Annotated in this window: 19 protein-coding genes; 2 read left to right on the top strand and 17 right to left on the bottom strand. The window is 55.6% G+C overall.

Annotation, left to right across the window (positions count from 1 at the left end; genetic code table 11):
• Positions 1-2: 2 nt before the first annotated feature.
• The 13 genes from wcaI to AC3WOK_RS09120 form a co-directional block, all read right to left on the bottom strand.
• Positions 3-1,226 (bottom strand): colanic acid biosynthesis fucosyltransferase WcaI, encoded by a 1,224-nt coding sequence (wcaI, locus tag AC3WOK_RS09180; protein ID WP_063430497.1) that lies wholly within the window; start codon positions 1,224-1,226, stop codon positions 3-5.
• A complete protein-coding gene (locus tag AC3WOK_RS09175) occupies positions 1,223-1,702 on the bottom strand; it encodes a GDP-mannose mannosyl hydrolase (RefSeq protein WP_072250627.1) in 480 nt (159 codons plus the stop codon). The genes wcaI and AC3WOK_RS09175 overlap by 4 nt, the downstream gene beginning before the upstream one ends.
• A gap of 2 nt (positions 1,703-1,704) precedes the next feature.
• Entirely contained in the window at positions 1,705-2,670 is a 966-nt protein-coding gene (gene fcl / locus AC3WOK_RS09170) for a GDP-L-fucose synthase (RefSeq protein ID WP_024908102.1), read from the bottom strand.
• Between the two features lie 2 nt (positions 2,671-2,672).
• Positions 2,673-3,794 (bottom strand): GDP-mannose 4,6-dehydratase, encoded by a 1,122-nt coding sequence (gene gmd, locus AC3WOK_RS09165; protein WP_014884502.1) that lies wholly within the window; start codon positions 3,792-3,794, stop codon positions 2,673-2,675.
• Positions 3,795-3,818: 24 nt separating this feature from the next.
• A complete protein-coding gene (gene wcaF, locus AC3WOK_RS09160) occupies positions 3,819-4,367 on the bottom strand; it encodes a colanic acid biosynthesis acetyltransferase WcaF (RefSeq protein ID WP_045908623.1) in 549 nt (182 codons plus the stop codon).
• Positions 4,368-4,382: 15 nt separating this feature from the next.
• A complete protein-coding gene (gene wcaE, locus AC3WOK_RS09155; protein WP_047346491.1) occupies positions 4,383-5,129 on the bottom strand; it encodes a colanic acid biosynthesis glycosyltransferase WcaE in 747 nt (248 codons plus the stop codon).
• A 16-nt stretch (positions 5,130-5,145) separates the two neighbouring features.
• A complete protein-coding gene (gene wcaD / locus AC3WOK_RS09150; RefSeq protein ID WP_047346492.1) occupies positions 5,146-6,366 on the bottom strand; it encodes a colanic acid polymerase WcaD in 1,221 nt (406 codons plus the stop codon).
• A complete protein-coding gene (gene wcaC / locus AC3WOK_RS09145; RefSeq protein WP_492354368.1) occupies positions 6,341-7,558 on the bottom strand; it encodes a colanic acid biosynthesis glycosyltransferase WcaC in 1,218 nt (405 codons plus the stop codon). The genes wcaD and wcaC overlap by 26 nt, the downstream gene beginning before the upstream one ends.
• Positions 7,555-8,046 (bottom strand): colanic acid biosynthesis acetyltransferase WcaB, encoded by a 492-nt coding sequence (gene wcaB, locus AC3WOK_RS09140; protein ID WP_059311144.1) that lies wholly within the window; start codon positions 8,044-8,046, stop codon positions 7,555-7,557. Before wcaB ends, wcaC begins: the two co-directional genes overlap by 4 nt.
• Positions 8,046-8,888, bottom strand: coding sequence for a colanic acid biosynthesis glycosyltransferase WcaA (wcaA, locus tag AC3WOK_RS09135; RefSeq protein ID WP_023312403.1), 843 nt, complete (start codon positions 8,886-8,888; stop codon positions 8,046-8,048). Before wcaA ends, wcaB begins: the two co-directional genes overlap by 1 nt.
• A gap of 96 nt (positions 8,889-8,984) precedes the next feature.
• The gene (gene wzc, locus AC3WOK_RS09130) at positions 8,985-11,147 is read right to left on the bottom strand and encodes a tyrosine-protein kinase Wzc (protein ID WP_264438620.1); all 2,163 of its coding nucleotides are present in this window, start codon (positions 11,145-11,147) and stop codon (positions 8,985-8,987) included.
• Positions 11,148-11,149: 2 nt separating this feature from the next.
• Positions 11,150-11,593 carry a low molecular weight protein-tyrosine-phosphatase Wzb gene (gene wzb / locus AC3WOK_RS09125; protein ID WP_047346496.1) on the bottom strand — a complete coding sequence of 148 codons (444 nt, stop codon included), beginning with the start codon at positions 11,591-11,593 and terminating at the stop codon, positions 11,150-11,152.
• A 6-nt stretch (positions 11,594-11,599) separates the two neighbouring features.
• Entirely contained in the window at positions 11,600-12,736 is a 1,137-nt protein-coding gene (locus AC3WOK_RS09120) for a polysaccharide export protein (RefSeq protein WP_042719349.1), read from the bottom strand.
• A 692-nt stretch (positions 12,737-13,428) separates the two neighbouring features.
• Here AC3WOK_RS09120 and AC3WOK_RS09115 point away from each other — a divergent pair.
• Positions 13,429-15,012 (top strand): TerC family protein, encoded by a 1,584-nt coding sequence (locus tag AC3WOK_RS09115; RefSeq protein WP_059311141.1) that lies wholly within the window; start codon positions 13,429-13,431, stop codon positions 15,010-15,012.
• Positions 15,013-15,101: 89 nt separating this feature from the next.
• Here the strand turns inward: AC3WOK_RS09115 and asmA are convergent, their stop codons facing one another.
• The 3 genes from asmA to udk form a co-directional block, all read right to left on the bottom strand.
• Complete coding sequence (gene asmA, locus AC3WOK_RS09110) at positions 15,102-16,952, bottom strand: outer membrane assembly protein AsmA (protein WP_059311140.1); 1,851 nt, start codon at positions 16,950-16,952, stop codon at positions 15,102-15,104.
• Between the two features lie 22 nt (positions 16,953-16,974).
• Positions 16,975-17,556, bottom strand: coding sequence for a dCTP deaminase (gene dcd / locus AC3WOK_RS09105; RefSeq protein ID WP_047346799.1), 582 nt, complete (start codon positions 17,554-17,556; stop codon positions 16,975-16,977).
• A 91-nt stretch (positions 17,557-17,647) separates the two neighbouring features.
• Entirely contained in the window at positions 17,648-18,289 is a 642-nt protein-coding gene (udk, locus tag AC3WOK_RS09100) for a uridine kinase (RefSeq protein ID WP_008500855.1), read from the bottom strand.
• A gap of 343 nt (positions 18,290-18,632) precedes the next feature.
• Here udk and AC3WOK_RS09095 point away from each other — a divergent pair, with 343 nt between their 5' ends.
• Complete coding sequence (locus AC3WOK_RS09095) at positions 18,633-21,962, top strand: diguanylate cyclase (RefSeq protein ID WP_492354367.1); 3,330 nt, start codon at positions 18,633-18,635, stop codon at positions 21,960-21,962.
• Here AC3WOK_RS09095 and alkA read toward each other — a convergent pair.
• Positions 21,927-22,799, bottom strand: coding sequence for a DNA-3-methyladenine glycosylase 2 (alkA, locus tag AC3WOK_RS09090; protein ID WP_492354366.1), 873 nt, complete (start codon positions 22,797-22,799; stop codon positions 21,927-21,929). The two genes, AC3WOK_RS09095 and alkA, sit on opposite strands and share 36 nt — an antisense overlap.
• Between the last annotated feature and the right edge of the window lie 92 nt (positions 22,800-22,891).

The raw sequence follows: 22,891 nt of genomic DNA, 5'->3' as shown, positions 1-22,891 counted from the left end.
ATTTATCCCCGTATATCTGCAATAAATTGGCTCAGCACGTTCTCTTTCTCGAGCGTGCGTTCGGCATATTCACGTGCCACCGTGTTCAGTTTTGGCATGGCGAGTGCCTGTTCAATGCCGGTGACCAGCGCCGGGACCGATTCCGGCTCCACGCACACCGCAATCCCCGGGTAGCTGTCACACAGCTGGCCTAATTCTGTTTCGGCTTCTGCCGTAATCACCGCGTTACCGCCCACTGCCAGAATGTTGGTCAGCTTGGACGGCAGCACCGCATCCGCCGCGCCGCGTTTTTGCACCACCAGATGGCAGTCACCCATCTTCAGCAGCGCAGGCAGTGCCTCATAGGACTGAAGCGGGAAGAACTTCACGTTGGTCAGGCCGCGTTCGCTTACCATTTTTTCCAGCCGCGCTTTCCCACCGCCCTGCCCGACAATCACAAACGTCCACGGATGCTGGCTTAGCTGCTGGGCCGCTTCGATCACGCTCTCCAGCCCCTGCTTTTCGCCGATGTTGCCTGAATAAAGAATGATTTTTTGGTCATCAGGCAAACCGAGCTCTGCGCGCAGCGCCTGAGCGTCTTGCTCAGTCACGTCGCGAAAACGCGCGACTTCAGACCAGTTCGGGAAGAAGATCACCTTTTCCGCCGGGACGCCCTTCTCCTGCGCCTTGTTCATCATTGAGCGCGAGATCGTTGAGACGTAATCCACGTTGTGTAACCCACTGCGCTCAAACGCGCTGGCGAGCTTCGCCACCTTGCCGCCTTTGCTTTTGCCTGCCATCCCCAGGCCCAGCATGGCGTCAACTTCATAATCCTGAATGTGCAGCAGCGTGCGCGCGCCGGAGAGTTTGCCCAGCAGGCGCATGCCCGGCGTGCAAAACAGCGTCGGCACCACGCCAATGATGCGATCCGGCTTCCAGCGACGCTGCGCCATCAGCGGGAAGAAGCTGCTTAGCGCAAAGCTGCCGAGATGAATCAGCCGCTTCAGCGTCGAGGGCTGCTTAGGCACATACAGCGGGCAGCGCCAGACGGTCGCCGCTCCCTCTTCGCGACGGTAGCGCCAGCTTGAGTAGCGCTCCCCTACTTTCCATTCCGGGTAATACGGCGGCGCGGTAATGACCCGCACGTCATGTCCCTGGCTCGCCATCCACTCGACCATCTCGCCGGTGTATTTCCCGATACCGGTTAACTCCGGCGAGTAGTTGATTCCGTATACGAGGATCTTCATAGTCCCGGCACCTCAGACTGACGATCGGCCAGGAAATAGGCACGGCTGTTGTCGTGCACATTGTCGCTAGCCAGCAACGCCTCTGGCGTCTGCCAGCGGTAGTCGTCATGCTGAGAATCAGGCAGACGCAGGTCTGCCTCACTCACCTTCAGGCGGAACCCCAGCACGATGTAGTGCGTGGTGAACCCGGTGCCCGAAAAGTTATCGTCATAGAAGTGCTGCCAGACCCCGTAAAACTGGCCCGCTGCCATCGGCAGCTGCAGGCCCAGCTCTGCCAGAGTGAGACGCTCAAACGCATCGCTCAGCGTCTCATCCTTCTGCACGCGCCCGCCGGGCACGAACCAGAATCCCTGTGCAGGACGGTTGGTTCGTTTCCCCAGCAAGAACTCGCCGCGTTCGTTCTCCACGATCAAATCAATTGAGATGAGCGGAGTGGAACGCACCACCGTGGCAAAATCTTCCTGACTTAAAAACATCATTACCCCCGGAAGCGGTGCTGGTTTTCCAGGAACCACTGGTAGGTACTGGCCAGCCCCTGCTCCAGTGACACCTCGTGGTACCAGCCCAGCTGATGCAGACGGGTCACGTCCAGCAGCTTGCGCGGCGTGCCGTCCGGCTTGGTCGCGTCAAACACCACGCGGCCTTTGTAGCCCACCACCTGCGCGATGGTCTGCGCCAGTTCGCGAATGGTGCAGTCCACGCCGGTGCCCACGTTGATGTGCGACAGCATCGGCTCGGTGTTCTCCTGCCACACTTCGCGATCCAGCTCCATCACGTGGATGCTGGCGGCAGCCATGTCGTCCACGTGCAGGAATTCGCGCATCGGCGTGCCGCTGCCCCACACCACCACGTCCGGTGCGTTCTCGGCGGTCGCCTCGTGGAAGCGACGCAGCAGCGCCGGGATCACGTGCGAGTTGCTCGGGTGGAAGTTGTCGTGCGGTCCGTACAGGTTGGTCGGCATCACCGAACGATAGTCGCGGTTGTACTGACGGTTATAGGACTCGCACAGCTTGATCCCGGCAATCTTGGCAATCGCGTACGGCTCGTTGGTCGCTTCAAGCGTGCCCTGCAGCAGCTCGCTTTCGGCGATCGGCTGCTTCGCCATTTTCGGGTAAATACAGGACGATCCGAGGAACAGCAGCTTATTCACGTTGTGCAGATGCGCCGCGTGAATGATGTTGCTCTCAATCATCATGTTTTCGTAGATGAAATCTGCCGGGTAGGTGTTGTTGGCAACAATGCCGCCCACCTTTGCCGCCGCCAGATACACCTGGTCAATGCGTTCGTTAGCAAAGAAGTCCTGTACCGCACGGCTGTCGAGCAGGTTCAGCTCGTCGCGGGTGCGGACAATCACCTCTACGTCACCGCGCTGCTCCAGCTGGCGAACAATCGCGGAACCCACCATTCCGCGATGACCGGCGACAAAAATACGTTGTTTTGTCATTCTCAGGACTCCAGCGCGATGGCAACCTCGTAGCCATGAGACTTGAGCAGGGAGTGTTTTTTCGCTGCTTCAAGATCTTTGGCCACCATCTCAGAAACCATCTCCTGCAGAGTGATTTCTGGTTTCCAGCCCAGCTTCTCGTGCGCTTTGGTTGGGTCGCCCAGCAGGGTTTCCACCTCAGCAGGACGGAAGTAGCGCGGGTCAACCTGAACGATAACGTCGCCCGGCTTCACGCCCGGTGCGTCATGGCCGGTCACGGACACCACAATGCCCTTCTCTTCCACGCCGGTGCCTTCGAAGCGCAGCTTGATGCCCAGCTGCGCGGCAGCCATTTCCACGAACTGACGCACGGAGTACTGCACGCCTGTCGCGATCACGAAGTCTTCTGGCTGTTCCTGCTGCAGCATCATCCACTGCATTTTCACGTAGTCTTTGGCATGGCCCCAGTCACGCAGGGAGTCCATGTTACCGAGGTGCAGGCACGATTCCAGACCCTGCGCGATGTTCGCGATAGCGCGGGTGATTTTGCGGGTCACGAAGGTTTCGCCGCGGCGTGGAGATTCGTGGTTGAACAGGATGCCGTTACAGGCGTACATGCCGTAGGATTCACGGTAGTTCACGGTGATCCAGTAAGCGTACAGTTTTGCGACTGCATACGGAGAACGCGGGTAGAACGGCGTGGTCTCTTTCTGCGGAATTTCCTGCACCAGGCCGTACAGCTCGGAGGTGGATGCCTGGTAGAAGCGGGTTTTCTTCTCAAGGCCGAGGAAGCGAATGGCTTCCAGCAGACGCAGGGTACCCATGGCGTCAACGTCAGCGGTGTATTCCGGGGATTCGAAGGAAACCGCTACGTGGCTCATCGCGCCCAGGTTGTACACTTCATCCGGCTGAACTTCCTGCAGGATACGGGTCAGGTTGGAGGTATCGGTCAGGTCGCCGTAGTGCAGATGGAATTTCGGGTTTGCCGCGTGCGGATCCTGATAGATGTGATCCACACGTTCGGTATTGAAAGAAGACGCACGACGCTTAATACCGTGAACTTCATATCCTTTTTCCAGCAGAAACTCTGCCAGGTAAGAACCATCCTGCCCGGTAACGCCGGTGATGAGAGCGACTTTAGACATGTTTATATTCCTCTACTTATGAATTTAATCAGTTTCAACGCGTTCGCGTATCACCACTGCGGGGTTGCCACGGCAAACTTTATTTGCCGGTAGCGATTTAAAAACGCTGCTGCGGGCACCAACGACCGTGCCATCGCCAACAGAAACACCCGGTGCAACAAAAACATCCGTTGCCAGCCAGCATTTTTCACCAATCACAATAGGCGAAGCGGTAATATCAAAATGCTGACTCATAAAGTCGTGGCTGCCGGTGCACAAATAACACTTCTGTGAAACCACCGAATTTGCGCCAATCGTAATCTCGCCAAGGGTATATAACACCGCGTCATCCCCTACCCAGGCGTAATCCCCAAGCGTTAATTTCCAGGGGTAGGTAATTTTTACCGAAGGTCGGATGACTACGTTTTTTCCTATTTTTGCGCCAAACAGGCGCAATAAAAATGCTCGCCAGCGGTACAGTATTTGCGGTGACCAGGCAAATAAGGTGGCCTGAACGGCCCACCACAGCTGCACTTTAATACCGCCCGCGCCCCGAAAACCTTTCGGTACGGAGAAACCGTTCAGATCCTGCATTACGTTTCCTTATATTCAGGCTTTGTTATATAAGGCTTTCGTTTTACCCGTGGTGCGCACGCGTAATAAATAAGATAATTCTGCCCAGAATGCCGGCACACGTAATATTCTGCGCTGCACGTTTTTGGCATCCTTACACAGCTCGAGATTATTTGACGTTGACACGCCGCCCATCGAAAATTCGGACACCAGCCCTTTCATGCGACGGAACGGGTAGCCTGATTTATACAGGCTGGCGGCCAGCGCATAATCTGATGACACTTTATACTGCAAATCGTAAGGGTGTTTTTTCAGACCTTTTACCGGGAAGAAAATGGCCTGATGGCTGGCAGGTAAACTGTGATAGATATACCAGCCTGGCTTCGCGCTGCGGCACACTTTATGTCCATCGCCAAAATCGAGCAGCGCATCGCCAATATACATGGCGTCCTCTTTCTGGCGCGCCAGCTGACGGGCAAACAGCGCCACATCGTCATGGAAGATATCGCCGGAATTCAGGAAAATGGCATAACGCCCCTGCGCCATGCTAATGCCTTTGTTCATTGCATCGTAGATGCCTTTATCTTTCTCGCTGATGTAGCGTAAGTTGAACTCACCGTTGAGTTTTTCCAGAAACTCCGCCGTGCCATCGTTCGAACCACCGTCGACCACAATCCACTCAAAGGTGAGGCTGGGATCGCGCGCCAGGTTACGCAGCGAGCGCCAGGTTTTTACCACCCCTTCGTAATTACGAAAAGCGACAGTAATGACGCTAAGAAACATAAATCACCTCATTTCGTCATGCGTTCGTAATATTAAGCGCTTTGCGCAGAATAAACGGACAGACAATCAAGAAAGCATATTCCGGGCTAAATATTGACCCGGTAAAAAACAGCGACACCGGAGTAAACAGATAAAGCTGCACGCGAAAGTTCTGGTTATCACCAAACGCGTTAATCATCATTTTGAAAACTTTAAACAGATACCACAGCGTCAACAGTACGGCGAACCACGAAAAATAAATAATTAACAGATACAGACCATTGTCTATGGTTTTACCGACATCCGCACCGTTAAAGATTCCGAATGATGCAACATATTCGTAAAGTGAGCCGAATCTTACTACACCATCAATATGGGTTAAGGAATAACCCACCATAACCAGCGGACCAATGATGCGATAATAGGACGAGGACCCTTCCGTTCCCAAATCACCCAGACGTTCTGAGATGTACGGGAAAGCAAATATCACGCCTACCATAAATACCGTCAGGGAGATAATCGCCAGCGGCAGTTTTTTCTTAATCGCATCTTTGTTCAGGTACTGGAACGCCCACTCCAGCAGGTAAAACAGGATAAATGTCATTACCCCTGAGAACGACCCAGACAGAACGATTCCTGCAAGAATCATAGCATCGGTCTTAGGCGTTTTGATACCAAACTGTTTGATGCTGAGCCAAATTGAGATTAACGCCAGAGCGAAAAACGCCGGTTCAAAATAGAGGGCTGTAGTACGCTTACCGCCAAACTTAATGAAGTTCAATACATAGCTATTACTGTAAATGAGATATTTCGAAATTATCTCCATCAGGCTACTGCCGCCGGTGAGAATAATTTGCGCCATCTCCATAGCAGCAAGCATGACAATTAACGCAACGGCAATATAAAAGAACCTAAGGATTTTCCGATAATTGTGCGGAGAAATAGTTTTAAACCGAATACTCCAGACCATTCCGATAATAATGACAATATAAACAAACAGCATGGTCGACGTGACGTATTTACTGGCATCCAGCGACTGACCAAAGATGTAGTTAAACAGCGTCAGGCCCGTGCCCAGCCCCAGGGCAATCATCAGCTTCTTCAGGTTGATTTTATCGACATACAGCAGAAGCAGAACGGGCAAGAAGGTAACGATGGTTATCGGGAAGCTTTCGCCGAGCTGGGCAATTTTGACGTTGACCAGCAGGTAGATCAGCGGCAGCAGCAGATAACTACAGATTCTGATAGAACGAGACATACTCCTCCAGCATCTGTTGTCCACTGTAGGCCTTGCGGCTGCGGTTGCGGAACGATTCCAGGTCAGTGCCAAAAACGGCCTCGGCGATCTGCGCCTTCGGCAGCTGGACCAGAGGCAAGACCTCCTGCTCCGCAAAGGTTTTCCCGCCGGATTTTTCAAGCACTTCACGCGCAGCATCGCTGTGGGTGGCGATGACCGGCACGCCGATGGAGAGCGCTTCGCAGAGGATCAGGGGGTAGTTATCCACGCGCGAGCTGAACACCAGCGCATCCATGGCGTTCAGCGCGCTCATCAGTTTGCGCTTGTCGGTTTCAAACCCGTGATTTACCACGTTGGCCCCTTCGAACGGCGAAAACTTGCCGAAGGTGTGAAGCTCTATCTTGTCTCCCAACGCCATCATGTCGCGCACCAGCTGCTGGTTGGTTTTACCGTCGTAACGCAGGTCGTGCGCAACGATGGCTATTTTCGGTTTGCCTGCGGTTTCCGCCACCGGGGTCAGTTCCGCAAGGATGGCTTCCGTCGCCACGTCGATGCCGTTGTTGATAATCTGGCAGCGCCCTGCTCCGTACAGGCTGTTGAAGGCATCGGCCACGTGCTGGCTCGGGGAAATAAACGTACAGCCGAGCGAGAGCATATCGCGGAACAGCTGGCGCTTTCCGTCCACCAGCCGGTGGGCGCGATCCACCTTCACCGGCGGATAGTTGCTTAAGGTCGGGCATTTCTGGCAGTTATCTTTCCAGCCTTCGCAGCCGTCGGTAAACGCGCAGCGGCCCGTCACGCTCCAGTGATCGTGCAGCGTCCAGACGAAGCGGGTGTCGGGCTTGTGGGCCTGTACCTTCTGACAAAATGCCACCACCTCTTCCAGATTCAGCCAGTAGCTGTGCAAAACGTGAAAATGCAGCACAACCGGACCGGTCGTGCGCGTCACGGTGCGGTAAAGGTTGTTCAGGTTGCCAAACAGATCGCGGTTAAACAGGCGGAACAGCGCAATGTTGGCAATCGAGGTCAGACGCGGCGTGTGCTTGTGCACCTGCGGGTAGTTATCATGGCTGACGCTTTTCTTGCCGCCTTTGCCGTAGCCGTAAATAAACCGGGACTGAAGACCTTTTTGCAGCGCGCGCTGGTGCAGATCCAGCGCCACGCCTGCTGCTCCGCCTTCTGCGAGGCGTACGTTAAATTGCAGAATGTTCATTTAATCACCTTCACGCGGGCTTTTTCTCCCACCACCAGCGCGTTATCCGGAATGCTGTCCAGCACCACGCTGCCAGCACCAATCGTGACGTTGTTACCTATCGTGATGTCACCAATAATCACCACGTTCGCCCCCAGCTCGACGTTGTTGCCGATGACCGGGCAGGCCAGGCTGTCAGGCCCGCGGTTGCCAATGGTGACCGCATGACGAATGGTGAAATCATCCCCGGCGACCACGAACTTGTTGATCACCACCGCATAGCCGTGGTGGATGGTGAAGCGGCGGCCAATGGTGGCAGCGGCCTGAATCTCATAGCCAAAAAAGCATTCGGTAATGATGCGGTACAGGATCAGCACCGGTGCTGCCCAGATATTGTTCAGCACGTTTTTCTTACGCCACACCGAGCAAAAATGCGCGATGCGGTAGGCCAGAACCATGCAGCACGGGCGCAGGCTCCAGCTGTTAGCGCGGCAATCTTCCAGAAACATTATTTCCCCCGAAGCCCATCAGCCAGGCGCTTGCCGTTACGCACGGACAGCAGCGTCAGCAGCGTGCGCCAGTTCATGCGCTTATTGCGGATCTGATAGAGGGTAAAGAGCTGATATTTACGGCTGGCACGGTCAAACTTGTCCTTGTGCTTGCGGTAAAAATGGAAGTAGCCGGAGAATTTTTTCGGCGAGGAGGTGATTTGCATCTCCCCGTGGTTGATGTGCAGGATCTGCGTGGCCTCTTCCACTTTCCACGGCTCGCCGTACTCCACAACCATGCGCAGGAAGATGTCGTAATCCTGCGCGGCCTTCAGTTCGGTATCGAACAGGCACTCTTTAAAGCGCCATGCCCAGGTAAAGACCTGGTTACCAATGATGTTGCGCTTGTAGAACAGGCGACGGGAGTACGGTGATTTCGGGTACAGCGGCAGGCTGGCAGGCTGCGAATAAACCTCGCCCTGGCAGACATAGTCGTTGGCATACAGGAAAGCGTGCGTGACCAGCTGCTCTTTGTGCGACAGGAAGATAGACAGGCGGTTCGGCGTCCATTCGTCATCGTCGTCAATGCCGGTCAGATACTGCCCTTTGGCCTGCATAATCGCCTGGTTACGCACCGCACAGGCGCCGGAGTTTATTGCGTTGTGGGTATAGACCACCCGCGGGTCGTTGAGGTCAGTGACAAATTTTTGCAGCTGTTCATACGAGGAAGAACAGTCATCCACGATGATCAGTTCCCAGTTATCGTAATCCTGACGTAAAACCGATTTAATTGCGCGGATCGCCAGCTGCTGACGATTCCATGTCGGCATATAGATTGATACTAAAGGGCGTTGTGTGGTCATGGTCTTCCCCTTATCCCTCACCCCGACCCTCTCCCGGAGGGAGAGGGAGAAAAGCTGCTCTCCCCTCAGAGGAGAGGGTTAGGGTGAGGGGGATTATTATTTACTGTCAGATTTATATTCGTACTCGTAATAGCCGTAATCCTGGTACCCGGTAGCGCGGCGGAAGATGGAGTTCAGAATCACCCCTTTCACCTCAATACCGTTCTGCTCGAAGCGGCTCAGGCTGGTTTCCACTTCCTTCAGCGTGTTCACCGCGTAGCGCGCCACCATCAGGGTGGTACCCGCCAGGCGACCCACTACGGCCGCGTCGGTTACGGCCAGAATTGGCGGCGTATCGATCAGCACCAGGTCGTAGTTCTTGCTCGCCCACTCCACCAGTTCGGTAAAGCGTTCGCTCATCAGCAGTTCGGACGGGTTAGGCGGTACCTGGCCGCGCGGGATCAGGTCAAATTTCGGCACCGTAGTCGGCTTCGCGCTCTGGCTGATTTCACCTTTACCGAGGAGGATCTCCGACAGACCGTTGACGTTGTTGGTGCCCAGCAGCTCGTGGGTGTAGCCCTTGCGCATATCACAGTCGATCAGCAGCACGCGCTTGTTGGTCTGGCTGACCACCGCCGCAAGGTTGGCGCAGACAAAGGTTTTACCGATTGACGGGCTAACGCCGGTCAACATCAGGACGTTGTTTTTAGCCTGCATCATGGCGAAGTGCAGACTGGTACGCAGGCTGCGTATCGCTTCAATCGCCAGGTCGGTTGGGTTACCCACCGCCAGCAGCTGGCTCTGCTTGTAACGCTTAACGCCTTTGATGGTTTTGACGCTGTCGCGGGATTTTTGCCATTCAGACAGCGGGATGCTGGCGTAAACGTTGATACCGTTCTCTTCCAGCGCCTGCGGGCTTTCGATTCCGCGGTTGAACAGTGAACGCAGCAGCACGCCCACGATGGAGAGCATCAGGCCGAGAATAATGCTGCCGAGAATAATCAGCGCTTTCTTCGGCTTCAGCACGCCAGGCTGGGTAATGGCCGGGTCGACGATACGCACGTCACCGACGGTACTGGCTTCGGTGATTTTCAGCTCCTGCTGTTTGTTCAGCAGCTGCATATAAACCTGCTGTCCGGACTCCACGTCGCGGGTGAGACGCACGATTTCCTGCTGCGTTTTCGGCATCGCGGTCACGCGGTCATTGAGCTTCGCCTTTTCCTCTTCCAGCGTACGGCGTTTTTCCAGCAGCGTGCGGTAGGCCGGGTGACGTTTGGTATAAAGCTTGGAAATTTCCGCCTCTTTGAAGGTCAGCTCGTTGAGCTGCGCGTCAATGTTGACCATCGAATCAAGGACCGATTTCGCCTCAAGCGGCAGGTCGACGGAGTCTTTATCCTGACGATAGGCGTTCAGCTTGTTCTCGGCGTCATCCAGATGAGCACGAACTTCCGGGAGCTGCTTAGCGAGGAAGGCCAGGCTCTTCGCCGCTTCGGCCGACTTACGCTCGACGTTCTGCTCAAGGTAGTTGCGGGTAATGCTGTTCAGGATGTCGCGGATCTGATCCTTATCTTCACCGGTAAAGGTCATGCTCAGCACGCCGGTGTCCTTACCGTTTTCGGTAACGGTAAGGTTGTTTTGCAGATTGTTGATCATCCCCAGCGTGGAGAATTTGGTAACGGTGAATTCTCCGCCCTCGTGGGCGTTGATCGCGCTGACCATCATGCTGACGCCGTCTTTGGTAAGCATCTGCCCGACTTCACCCCGCGCGCTAAAGCCCGCGTCGCTGGTCAGCTGGTACTGTTTCGGGCCAAGTACCGTCAAGGTAAAGGTCTGATCGGCGGTCCCTTTCGGCAGCACGAAGTCAGTGACTTTCACCGTGTCGTTGTTGCGGCCCATCAGCCGATCCCAGCCGGCACCAAAGATCGGGAAGGTATTTTTGGTGACGGAGATATCGAGCCCGAGGTCGTGAACCGTTTTACCCAGCACCAGACGTGACTGGATAAGCTGAATTTCAGCGTCGGAGGCCGGCGGCTTGTTCGCCAGCGCAGAGCCAATGTCCTGCACCAGCGAGTTGCCGGTGTTCTGCTCGATCTGCACCAGCGCGTCGGCGCTGTAGATAGGGGTGGCGAACAGCGTGTAGACGACGGCCGCAGCGGCAAAGACGGCGGTAATACCCAGAACCCACCACTTTGCCTCTACAACCGTGCCGACCAGGCGCCCAATATCAATTTCATCACTGCCCGAAGTCGGGGCGGCAGAAGGTCTTGTTTTTTCTGTCATTGTTATCCCTGCTGAGCTTTCAGTGCCTGCGCCCACTGTTGGGCAGACTGGTCAAGTAAGGTGTAAACCGCCTCGAAGGCCTCATGGCTTTTGCGATACGGATCGGGGATTTCGCGCTCATTGTCCCAGTGACCAAACAGCATCACCTTGCCGCGCATCTCCGGTGCGATATCGCATAGCGCATGAATATGGCGTTTTTCCATCGCCAGGATCAGGTCATACTCCCGGCACATGCGGCCGGTGACCTGGCGGGCAACGTGCCCGTCAAGAGAGAGGTTATGATCCCGCGCCACGCTCGTCGCACGCTCGTCGGCCCCTTTGCCGACCAGTGCGCCAAGCCCAGCGGAGTCGACCGTTAACTCAGGCTGGTACTGCTTCAGCAGCCGCTCAGCCGTGGGGGAACGGCAGATGTTCCCCACGCATACCACCAGAATTTTGTTAAACATCGCGGATTACCAGGTATGAATGTCGCGCGCCGTATCCGTCATGTAGCGAACGCCACTGATGGTTGGCAGCAACTGGTTGATCAGGCGGTTCCAGCGGGCGACCGGCGCGGTGGTGACGTACACCACATCGTATGGCTGGAGGCGGAACTCCGTTGCCATCACCAGCGACGTCGCATCGGACATATCCAGCTGATAAATGTTGGCAATCTTGCCTTTCGTACCCTCGCCCTTAAGCGGACGGATAACGAAGATGCCGCTGGCGTTCGACGAGGTCAGGTCGATGCCTTCCGCGTTGCCCAGCGCTTCGGTCAGGGTCATACCGCTGAAGTCCATTTTGAGGGTGCTCTGTTTCTTCACTTCACCCATAACGAAGACTTTCAGATCGTCATTGCGCGGTACGTAGAGAATGTCGCCCGGATAGAGCAGGCGGTTCTGGGTCAGATCGCCGTTTTGCATCAGCGCCTGCAGCGAAATGCGCTGCTCTTTGCCTTCGTGGGTCAGCACGACGTTGCGCCAGTCGGCGCCGTCGGTTAAGCCGCCCGCGGCGTTAATGGCGTCCAGTACGGTCAGGGGAACGTTGGTGATGGCCTGCTGGCCCGATTTGTTCACCTGGCCGGAGATATAGGCTTTTTGCGAGCGGAATGCGGCGATATTAACGTCCACCTGCGGGTCGGCGATGTACTGCGCTAAGCGGCCGGTAATATCACTACGGATCTCGGCAAGCGTTTTCCCGGCTACATGGACTTTACCAATGTAGGGATAGAACATAGTGCCATCTGACTGCACCCAGTTACCGGTGTCGCTTGAGCTGCGGTACTGGCCCGCTGGCGTGGTCAGTTCAGGGTGGTCCCAGACGGTCACGTTAATCACGTCACCCGGCCCCACGCGGTACTGATAGGAGGCAATTTCCTGGTCCAGCGACATATTCGGCTGAGCAACGTTCGGACGTGGACGTAATTGTTCGACCAGACGTGGCGTAAGTGGATAAACATTCACCATTTTGTCGAGATCAAAATCGGCATCCTGTTGCTTGATCACATCCTTACCCATTGTTGACATATTGCTGCCGGGAAAGACCGTGCAACCACTCATCAAGGTCACAGACACCAATAATGGCATCAATTTCATTTTGGATTTCATCATTGATTATTTATCACTTTGGCAGAGTAATTATCCTGTGCAATTTAAATAAGCTCGAGTCGTATTGGGTTTCAGCATGCAGTTAATCAATTAGAAATATAACTGGCATCAGTCCTAAAAAAAGCTTATTCATCCATTGGCTATTGACAGAATAATCGAGGCTGATTCACACGCTTTCAGGCACGCTACCGCCCTTGGCTTTCAGTTACCAATCCACTGACTAAACAATGTGTTATGGATAGACACCCTCTTGAGCAAGGTCTTCTGGAAATATATCAGCCGCTTGAGATACCCGGCGGATAATGAATAACCATCCCTGAAGACCGAACAATAATAGCAACACCGAGATTTAACATTTGATGCTGGGAGAATTGTTGCAGCTAACCTAATAGCAGGCAAGGAGACAACTGTCCTAATATCGGTTTTTAAGATTAATATTAAGAGCAAATTTTTGACCTTTTAGGATTTTCTTTATATTGACAAAGAGAGAGCAAAAACCATTAACTGCGATATATCCTAAAATGATATTCCTGTAATTAAATATACGTATTCCCCTTATTTACAGCGTCACCAGATTGCTCTCTTTTTAGCGTTTCGTATTAAGAGAAATCTCAGCCCGGCATTGCATTTTCCCCCGGCTTTATCCATGATCGAAGTGTGACATTCGTCATATAACAGAAGGTATTACTATTACTATGGAATGGATTGCCGATCCCTCAATCTGGGCCGGGCTGGTTACGCTGGTCGTCATCGAGTTAGTGCTCGGGATTGATAATCTGGTCTTTATCGCCATCCTCGCCGAAAAACTGCCCCCTTCCCAGCGCGACCGCGCGCGCGTGACGGGTCTGCTGCTGGCGATGGTGATGCGCTTACTGCTGCTGGCCTCTATCTCCTGGCTGGTGACGCTGACTCAGCCTCTGTTCTCCCTTCACGGGCTGAGCTTTAGCGCCCGCGATCTGATCATGCTCTTCGGCGGGTTGTTCCTGCTGTTCAAAGCCACCGTCGAGCTGAACGAGCGGCTCGAAGGCAAAGACAGCGAGAACCCGACCCAGCGCCGCGGGGCGAAGTTCTGGCCGGTGGTGGCGCAAATTGTGGTGCTGGATGCGGTCTTCTCCCTCGACTCGGTGATCACCGCCGTCGGGATGGTGGACCATCTTGCGGTGATGATGGCGGCGGTGATTATCGCCATCACGCTGATGGTGATGGCCAGCAAGGCGCTGACACGGTTTGTGAACAGTCACCCGACCATCGTTATCCTCTGTCTGAGCTTCCTGCTGATGATTGGCTTTAGCCTGGTGGCCGACGGCTTTGGGTTCCACATTCCAAAAGGCTACCTCTACGCCGCCATCGGTTTCTCCGTCATGATTGAAGCGCTTAACCAGCTGGCGATATTTAACCGCCGCCGCTTCCTTTCCGCGAATCAGACCCTTCGCCAGCGCACGGCCGACACGGTCATGCGCCTGTTAAGCGGCAAGAAAGAGGATGCGGAGCTGGACGCTGAATCCTCCTCCATGCTGGCCGATCACAGCGACGGGCAGATCTTTAACCCGCAGGAGCGGCTGATGATTGAGCGGGTGCTCAACCTTAATCAGCGCACGGTCAGCAGCATCATGACGTCGCGGCATGACATTGAGCATATCGACCTGACGGCCCCGGAAGCGCAAATACGCGCCCTGCTGGACAAAAACCAGCACACCCGCGTGGTGGTCACCGGCGGCGAAGAGGAAGAGGAGCTGCTGGGCGTGGTCCACGTCATCGACCTGCTGCAACAGCAGCTGCACGGCGAGACGCTCAATCTCCGCGCCCTGGTCCGCCAGCCGCTGGTTTTCCCGGAGGGGCTACCGCTGCTTTCGGCCCTTGAGCAATTCCGTAACGCGCGCACGCACTTTGCCTTTGTAGTGGATGAGTTTGGGTCGGTTGAAGGACTGGTCACGCTCAGCGACGTGATGGAAACCATCGCCGGTAATTTACCCAATGAGGTGGATGAGATTGATGCCCGCCATGACATCCAGAAAAACGCAGACGGCTCATGGACGGCCAACGGCCATATGCCGCTTGAAGACCTGGTGCAGTATGTGCCGCTGCCGCTGGATGAAAAACGGGACTATCACACCATTGCGGGCCTGCTGATGGAGTATTTACAGCGTATTCCGCAGCCGGGGGAAGAGGTTCAGGTGGGCGACTATCTGCTGAAAACATTGCAGATTGAAAACCACCGCGTGCAGAAGGTTCAGCTCATCCCACTGCAGGACGAGGAAGAACTGGATTTTGAGGTGTAAAAAGCCGGGTGACGCTTCGCTTACCCGGCCTACGGTGTCTGGCTTTTGTAGGCCGGGTAAGGCAAAGCCGCCACCCGGCACAACAGGCATCACAGCTTATCGAGCAACTTTTTCACATCCTTCCCGGTCTGTGAATCTTTATTACGATCCGCCCAGCTGTTAAGCCGACGTTTGGCTTCATCCTGCAGATGCTTACGCAGGATCTGATCCACCTGAAGGCTGTAATTCAGCGCCTGCCATTTGCCATAAACGCGCAGCGGGATCGGCGTCTCTTTCAGGAAGTCGATGAGCGCGCTTTCGCCCTGCCAGCCGGAAAGTACCCGGACATTAAAGCGCGTGTCCGCCGTCTCTTTCACCAGATCCATCGAGCCATCGCCCGTCAGCGAGAGCATGGAAGAGGTTCCCTGCATGTCGGCAAGCGCAAGCAGTCCGTTATCCAGCGTCAGGTCTGTGGTGAAGCTGTCGAGGCGCGTGGCGCTGTCGTAGTTCTCCTGGGCTTTCACGTCGCTGCTGCGCTCCACCGCCTGCTGCACCAGCTGCTGGAAGTTAAGCCCTTCCATACGGGAGTCTTTTAAGTCGATATGCGCCTGCCCCTGCCACTCGCGGCGGAAGGCATCGGCATCAATTTTTGTGCCCGAGAAGTCGCCCGCCAGCGTCAGCTGCCCCGTCAGGGATATCGGATAGTTAAACGCCTTCAGGATGGTACCGATCTCAACGTTGTCGAGACGCGGCTGGAATTCGGCGCTGGCAACGTCTTTACGGACATCCAGCGTGCCGGGTAGGGAGAGATGCCCTGCCCCCATCTTGCCGCTCAGCTCGGAGATCACCAGCAAACCGTTATGGTTAAACATCTGGCTGCTCACGTCGGTAAAATCAATGCCGCGCCAGCGCAGGCTATTGGCTTTCAGCAGAATATCCGCCGTGAATCCGCGCAGGGCGTTATAGTCAGGCTGATCGAGATTCGACGAGATAACCGGACGTGATATCGGTGCCTGGCTTTGCCCCGTTTGCACGGCATCGCCGTCCGCTGCGCCTGCTGGCAGAGGCGGCAGCAGGTTTTCCAAATTGAGCTTGTCGAACTGCAGGTTCAGCACCCACTTCGGTTTCTCTTCGAGCGAGACGCTTGCCTGCCCCTTCAGAGTGCTGTCATTCGCCTGCAGGTTGAGATTATCCAGCTCCAGCTGCTTTTGTTCTTCGCGCCACACGGCCTGCAGCGTCCCCTGCCCGGTAATCCCCTGGGTAGGGAGATCGGCGCCCGTTAGCTGCCAGTTAAGCTGCTGAACGTCGGCGGTGAGCTGATGCGGATAGTCTGCTGCGTTGACGCTGGCATTCAGCGACAGGGTGAGATCGCGCTGATCGCGGGTCACGCGCCCGCTAAAGTCCACCGTGGCAAGATGGTGAGCGTCCTGCTCCATCTGCAGGTTAATGTTGCGAACGGTAACCTGCTCCTCATCTTCATGCTGGAAAACCAGCACGCTGTCGGCGACTTTCAGCTTGCCAATATCAAAGGACCAGCCTGTATCAGACGGTTCATCAGGCAGGGTATTTTCATGCGGTGCAACCGGCGCATTCGCATCGCGCACGGCTTCGGTTTGCGGAGTGAGCTGAATGACCGCATCTTTCAGCATCACCTGTTTAACCTGCAGCTGATGAGAGAAGAGCGGGATCAGCGCCACATCAAGGCGCATATTGTCTGCGGAAACCAGCGGCTGGGAAGCCCCCGGCGCCGTGAGCGACATGCGGCCAGAGAGAATGCTGAGCTGCGGCCAGACGTGCCAGCGCAGCGATCCATCAAGCTTCAGTTGATAACCGCTGCGTGCTTCGACCTGCCGCACCATGTAAGCGCGGAAATCGTTAGGGTTAACCAGCAGAACCAACGCCGAAAGGCCAGCAACCAGCACCACCAGCAAAATCATCAGCGTTGTCAGAACTCTTCTCATGGCATCCTCAATGGACTAACGATCAGTCTTTATCAATACGGCTTGCAACCGCACCCTGCTGGTCGCGATATTTTGCGTCCTGCCGGCGGTTATAAGGCCTGTCTGCCGGGCCTGACAGCGGCTCAAAGCTTAACGCACCGATCATCATGCCGGGACGCAGCGCCAGAGGCAGTTTACCGGCATTGAAGAATTCCAGTACGATACGCCCCGACCAGCCTGGATCGATACGGTGCGCGGTTACGTGAACCATCAGCCCCAGTCGCGCCAGCGAAGAACGGCCATCAAGCCAGCCGACCAGGTCCGAAGGCAGAGTGACGGATTCATACGTCACCGCCAGCGCCAGTTCACCCGGATGCAGATAAAAAGCGTCGCCTTCGTCGATAACGATTTCATCACTCATCACGCGATCGAGCGCGGCGCTGACTTCGTCCTTCGGCCCGCTAAGGTCAATAAACGGTGCAGTATGGCCGCTAAAGGTGCGGAATTTATTACCCAACCGTACATCAACGGTCACCCCATTGATACGCTCCACGGGTGGACGCGGGGTAATAGACAAACGGCCTTCATCCAGCCAGGCTTCAATATCGCGATCGCAAAGACGCACGGCACTTTCTCCTTTCATGCATCGTACCCTGAGGCGATAAGCGCTCAGGGTAAAACCAGGTTATCTCTGAACGGTACACAATTCACGCGGCTTATTCAAAAAACTGGCTGATTTTCGCTTTTAAGATATCAATGGCGATGCGGTTTTTGCCGCCGCGCGGCACGATGATATCGGCGTATTGTTTGGAGGGCTCAATAAACTGCAGGAACATCGGGCGGACCGTTTTCTGGTACTGCGCCATGACGGAGTCCATCGAACGGCCGCGTTCATTAACGTCACGCTTGATGCGGCGCATCAGGCAGATATCCAGCGGGGTATCGACGAAAATCGAGAAGTTCATGGACTCGCGCAGACGGGCATCGGTCAGCAGCAGGATACCTTCAAGGATAATGACCTTTTTCGGCTCGATGCGGATGGTTTCCTGGGTGCGGGTGTGTTCTACGTAGCTGTAAACGGGCAGCTCAATCGCCTGGCCGCTCTTAAGCGCTTCTAAATGCTGGAACAGCAAGCTGTGATCCATCGCATTGGGGTGGTCATAGTTGGTTTTGACGCGCTCTTCCATCGACAGATGGGATTGATCTTTGTAATAGCTGTCTTCGGGAATGACGCCGATATGCTCATCACCTACTTGTTCACGCAGTTCGCGATAAAGCGTACTGGCAATTAGACTTTTACCTGAAGCCGATGCGCCGGCGATGCCTATAATGACGCACTGATGAGACTTATCAGTCATAAATTTAGCGACCTGATTAACCTGGATGTTAAGGAAGGACGACGCCGGAGCGTCAAACGCGGCAATTATAGGGATTTCGCGGGCGTGATACCAGTCGAATGCACAGGTTCTGCGAGACTGGCCGAAAAGTGGCGCATTACTCCCTGAGTGAAATTTAAATGAACGTTTTTTCAGCGTTTACCCTTTTTTTCTCGCGGAGTAACTATTTAATAAGTCTATGGTGTCAAATTCTGAGCAGTCGCCATATGAATTGTAAATTGTTTGTACTAGCATAAACCAAATTATCAAATTCACGCGTTCGAACATCTTCCCTGACGGCATGGCGTCTCTGGATAAAGCGGTAATGAATAAACAATACCAGCGGGTTTTGGTTACCACCCCACATCCTTTATTACGACTTGTCTGTCTGGGCCTGGTCACCTTTATCTTTACCTTATTTTCGCTGGAACTCACCCGCTTCGGCACGCTGCTGGCCCCGCTCTGGTTTCCCACCGCCATTATGATGGTGGCGTTTTACCGCCATGCCGGAAAAATGTGGCCGGGCATTGCCCTGGCCTGTTCTTTCGGCAATATTATGGCCTCGTGGATGCTGTTTTCGTGGGGATCGGTAAGCCTCATCTACCCTTCAATCAACGTGATTGAGGCCGTTATCGGCGCGGTGTTCCTGCGCAAATTACTTCCGTGGTACAACCCGCTGCAGAATCTGAATGACTGGATCCGCGTAGCCATCGGCAGCGCGCTGGTCCCGCCGCTGGTGGGCGGCATTCTCGTTACTCTGGTGGCGCCCGGCCCTGAGCCGCTGCGTAATTTCTTCGTCTGGGTGCTGTCAGAAGCCATTGGCGCGCTGGCGGTGGTGCCATTGGGACTGCTGTTTAAACCGCATTATCTGCTGCGCCACCGTGACCCGAGACTGCTGCTGGAAACGCTAACTACGCTTGCCGTCACGTTAGTGCTTAGCTGGGCAGCCATCACCTGGCTGCCGTGGCCCTTTACCTGCGTTATCGTTCTGCTGATGTGGAGCGCCGTGCGCCTGCCGCGGATGGAGGCCTTCCTGGTGTTTCTGGTCACCGTGATGGTCGTGTCGCTGATGATTGCTCGTAACCCGGTGGCGCTAACAACCCAGCACGCCGGGCCGATGATGAACGCACCGTGGCTGCCGTTCCTGATGCTGCTCCTGCCGGCCAACGTAATGACCATGGTGATGTATGCCTTCCGCGCCGAGCGCAAACACATCACCGAAAGCGAAGAGCGTTTTCGTAATGCGATGGAGTATTCCGCCATCGGCATGGCGCTGGTCAGCATTGAGGGCAACTGGCTTCAGGCCAACAAGGCGCTGTGCAATTTCCTCGGCTACAGCCAGACGGAGCTCCAGGCACTGACCTTCCAGCAGCTCACCTGGCCGGAAGATCTCCATACCGACCTGGAACAGCTTGAACAGCTGGTCAACGGCGAGATCAATACCTACACCCTTGAGAAGCGCTATTACACCCGCAACGGAGAAGTGGTCTGGGCGCTGCTGGCCGTCTCCGTGGTGCGTCATGCCGACGGCTCGCCGCTCTATTTTATCGCCCAGATTGAAGATATTAACGACCTGAAGCAGACCGAGTGGGTCAATAAGCGCCTGATGGAGCGCATTACGCTTGCTAACGAAGCGGGCGGCATCGGCATCTGGGAGTGGGATCTGGAGCCAGACGTTATTAGCTGGGATAAGCGGATGTTTGAGCTGTATGAAATTCCGCCGCACATCAAGCCCACCTGGCAGCTCTGGCATGAAACGATGCTGCCGGAAGATCGCGCCCACGCGGAGCAGGTCCTGCGGGACTCTCTGATTTCCCGCCTGCCGTTTAAGCTGGAGTTCCGCATCCGCGTGAAGGAAGGCGTGCGCCATATTCGCTCCCTGGCGAACCGGGTGCTGAATAAGCAGGGTGAAGTTGAGCGTCTGCTCGGGATCAACATGGACATGACCGAGGTGAAGCAGCTCAACGAGGCCCTCTTCCAGGAAAAAGAGCGTCTGCACATTACCCTCGACTCTATCGGTGAAGCGGTGCTGTGTACCGATATCAACATGAATGTCACCTTTATGAACCCGGTCGCCGAGAAAATGAGCGGCTGGCTGCAGACCGAGGCAATTGGACAGCCGGTCCTGACGGTGTTACACATCACCTTCGGTGAAAAAGGGCCGCTGATGGAGAATATTCACAGCGGCGATATGTCCCGTTCCGATATCGATCAGGACGTGGTCCTGAACTGCCGCACCGGCGGAAACTTCGATATTCACTACAGCATTACGCCGCTCAGCACGCTGGATGGGCAGAGTATTGGCTCCGTTATCGTAATTCAGGACGTCACCGAGTCGCGCAAAATGCTGCGCCAGCTGAGCTACAGCGCCTCCCACGATGCCCTGACCCACCTCGCCAACCGGGTCAGCTTCGAAAGCCATCTCAAGCGGCTCCTGCAGACCGTTCGCGAAACGCGCCAGCGTCACGCCCTGGTCTTTATCGACCTCGATCGCTTTAAGGCCGTCAACGATACGGCAGGCCATGCCGCCGGCGATGCGCTGCTGCGGGAACTCTCTTCCTTAATGCTGACCATGCTTCGCTCCAGCGACGTGCTGGCGCGCCTGGGCGGAGACGAATTCGGGTTACTGTTGCCGGACTGCAATATTGAAAGCGCACGCTATATCGCCAACCGCCTGATCCAGACCATCAATGACTACCACTTTATGTGGGAAGGCCGTCTGCACCGGATAGGTGCCAGCGCCGGGATCACGCTGATAGATGAAAACAACCATCAGGCGTCGGAGATCATGTCGCAGGCGGACATTGCCTGTTATGCCTCGAAAAACGGCGGGCGCGGCATGGTGACGGTTTACGAACCCCAGCAGGAGCGGGACCGCAGCACGCGCAGCATGATGTCGCTTGACGAGCAGTGGCACATGATTAAAGACAATCACCTGATGATGATTGCCCGCAGCGTCGCCTCCCCGCGCATTCCGGAAAGCAGTAATTTCTGGCTGATTTCATTACGCCTGTGGACCAGCCAGGGCGAAGTTCAGGAAGAGCACGCTTTCCGCTCGGGCCTGGCGGAGCCTGAGCTTTTTCACGCCCTCGACAGACGTATCTTTAGCGAGTTTTTCCGCGCCTTTGCGGCACAGATCGCCAGTAAAGGTATGGGTATCGCGCTTCCCCTTTCTGAGGCCGGTTTAGCCAGCGTGACGCTGGTCGATGAACTTCTCGACCTGCTGGATAAAAGCCCGATTCCGGGCCGTCTCCTGCATCTGGTTATCTCAGCCGACGTGGTGTGCAGCCCGGATAAGAACCTGCAGCGGGGTCTGCAAAAGCTTCGCCAGGCGGGCTGTCGCATCATTTTCAGCCAGGTGGGCCGCGACATGAACGTCTTTAGCCACCTGAGCGCCAATATGGCCGACTATCTGATGCTGGACGCGGAAGTGGTGACCAACGTTTACGGCAATCTGATGGATGAAATGATGGTCACCATCGTACAGGGCCATGCCCAGCGTCTGGGCATGAAGACCATAGCTGGCCCCTGCAATCAGCCCATCATGATGGATACGCTCTCCGGCATCGGCATTGATTTTATCTTTGGCGATACCATCGCCGAGCCGCAGCCGCTGGATCTACTTCTTAACACCAGCTATTTCGCCATCAACTGACGGCGCCCATCCGTCGGTATACCAGATGTGAAGCAGCGCGTAAGAGCGCCAGGGCTGCCAGCGTTCGGCGTAGCGGCGAATTTGCGCGGGCGTCATCCCGGCGAAGCGCTGCTTAATCAGATAATCATCCGGCAGAAACACATCTTTCGCCTGCCAGCCGCGCAGGGCCAGGTAGTTTGCCGTCCAGCGACCAATTCCCGGCCGCTGTTGTAACGCCTTCATCCCTTCCTCAATATTCGCGGGCGGGAAAAGCGGAAACGTCCCGTCGATGACCGACTGCGCCAGATGAATCAACGACTCCGCGCGCTTTACCGGCATGCCCAGCGCTTTCAGCGCCAGCGGGTCCGCTACCGCCAGCGCCTGCGGCGTGGGGAAGCAGAGATAGCCAGGGCAATCCGCCACGGGTTCACCGCACAGCGCCACCACGCGCGAGGCCAGCTTCGCCGCCATCGCCACGCTCACCAGCTGTCCGAGAATCGCCCGAACGCCCTGCTCGTACGCATCCATCGCCCCCGGCAAGCGCAAGCCCGGCCGGGCAGCGCCGAGGTCGCCCAGCGTCTCCGCTATATGCTGCGGGTTGCAGGCGAGATCGAACAGCCGCGCGATGCGCTCAAGACACGTCTGCGCAACCGGGATTAACCCTGGGCTGAGCGTCACGCTCAGCGTGTGGGTGGCGATATCCGGCGTAACGCGAAAGATCCCCTGATGTCCTTCGCAGGCAAAACTGCGCTCATAGTAGTCGCTCGTGACGGTTTCAACGCCCGCCACCGCACGCGCGCCAAGAAAGCCAAACATCCACTGCCAGTCGTAAGGGGGAAGCCAGGTCAGGGTGTACATCGTCTCTCCTTTTAGGTTCTCCACAGCATAAACGGAAAGGTCCTGTTTTGCCTTGCTTTCATATTCCTGTTGTCGCCGGACGGGCATTCCGC

The organism is Enterobacter sp. FW301-JW81 (assembly GCF_058788735.1).
The sequence above is the reverse complement of the archived record's forward strand: the minus strand, read 5'-3'. Positions and strand labels throughout refer to the sequence as shown.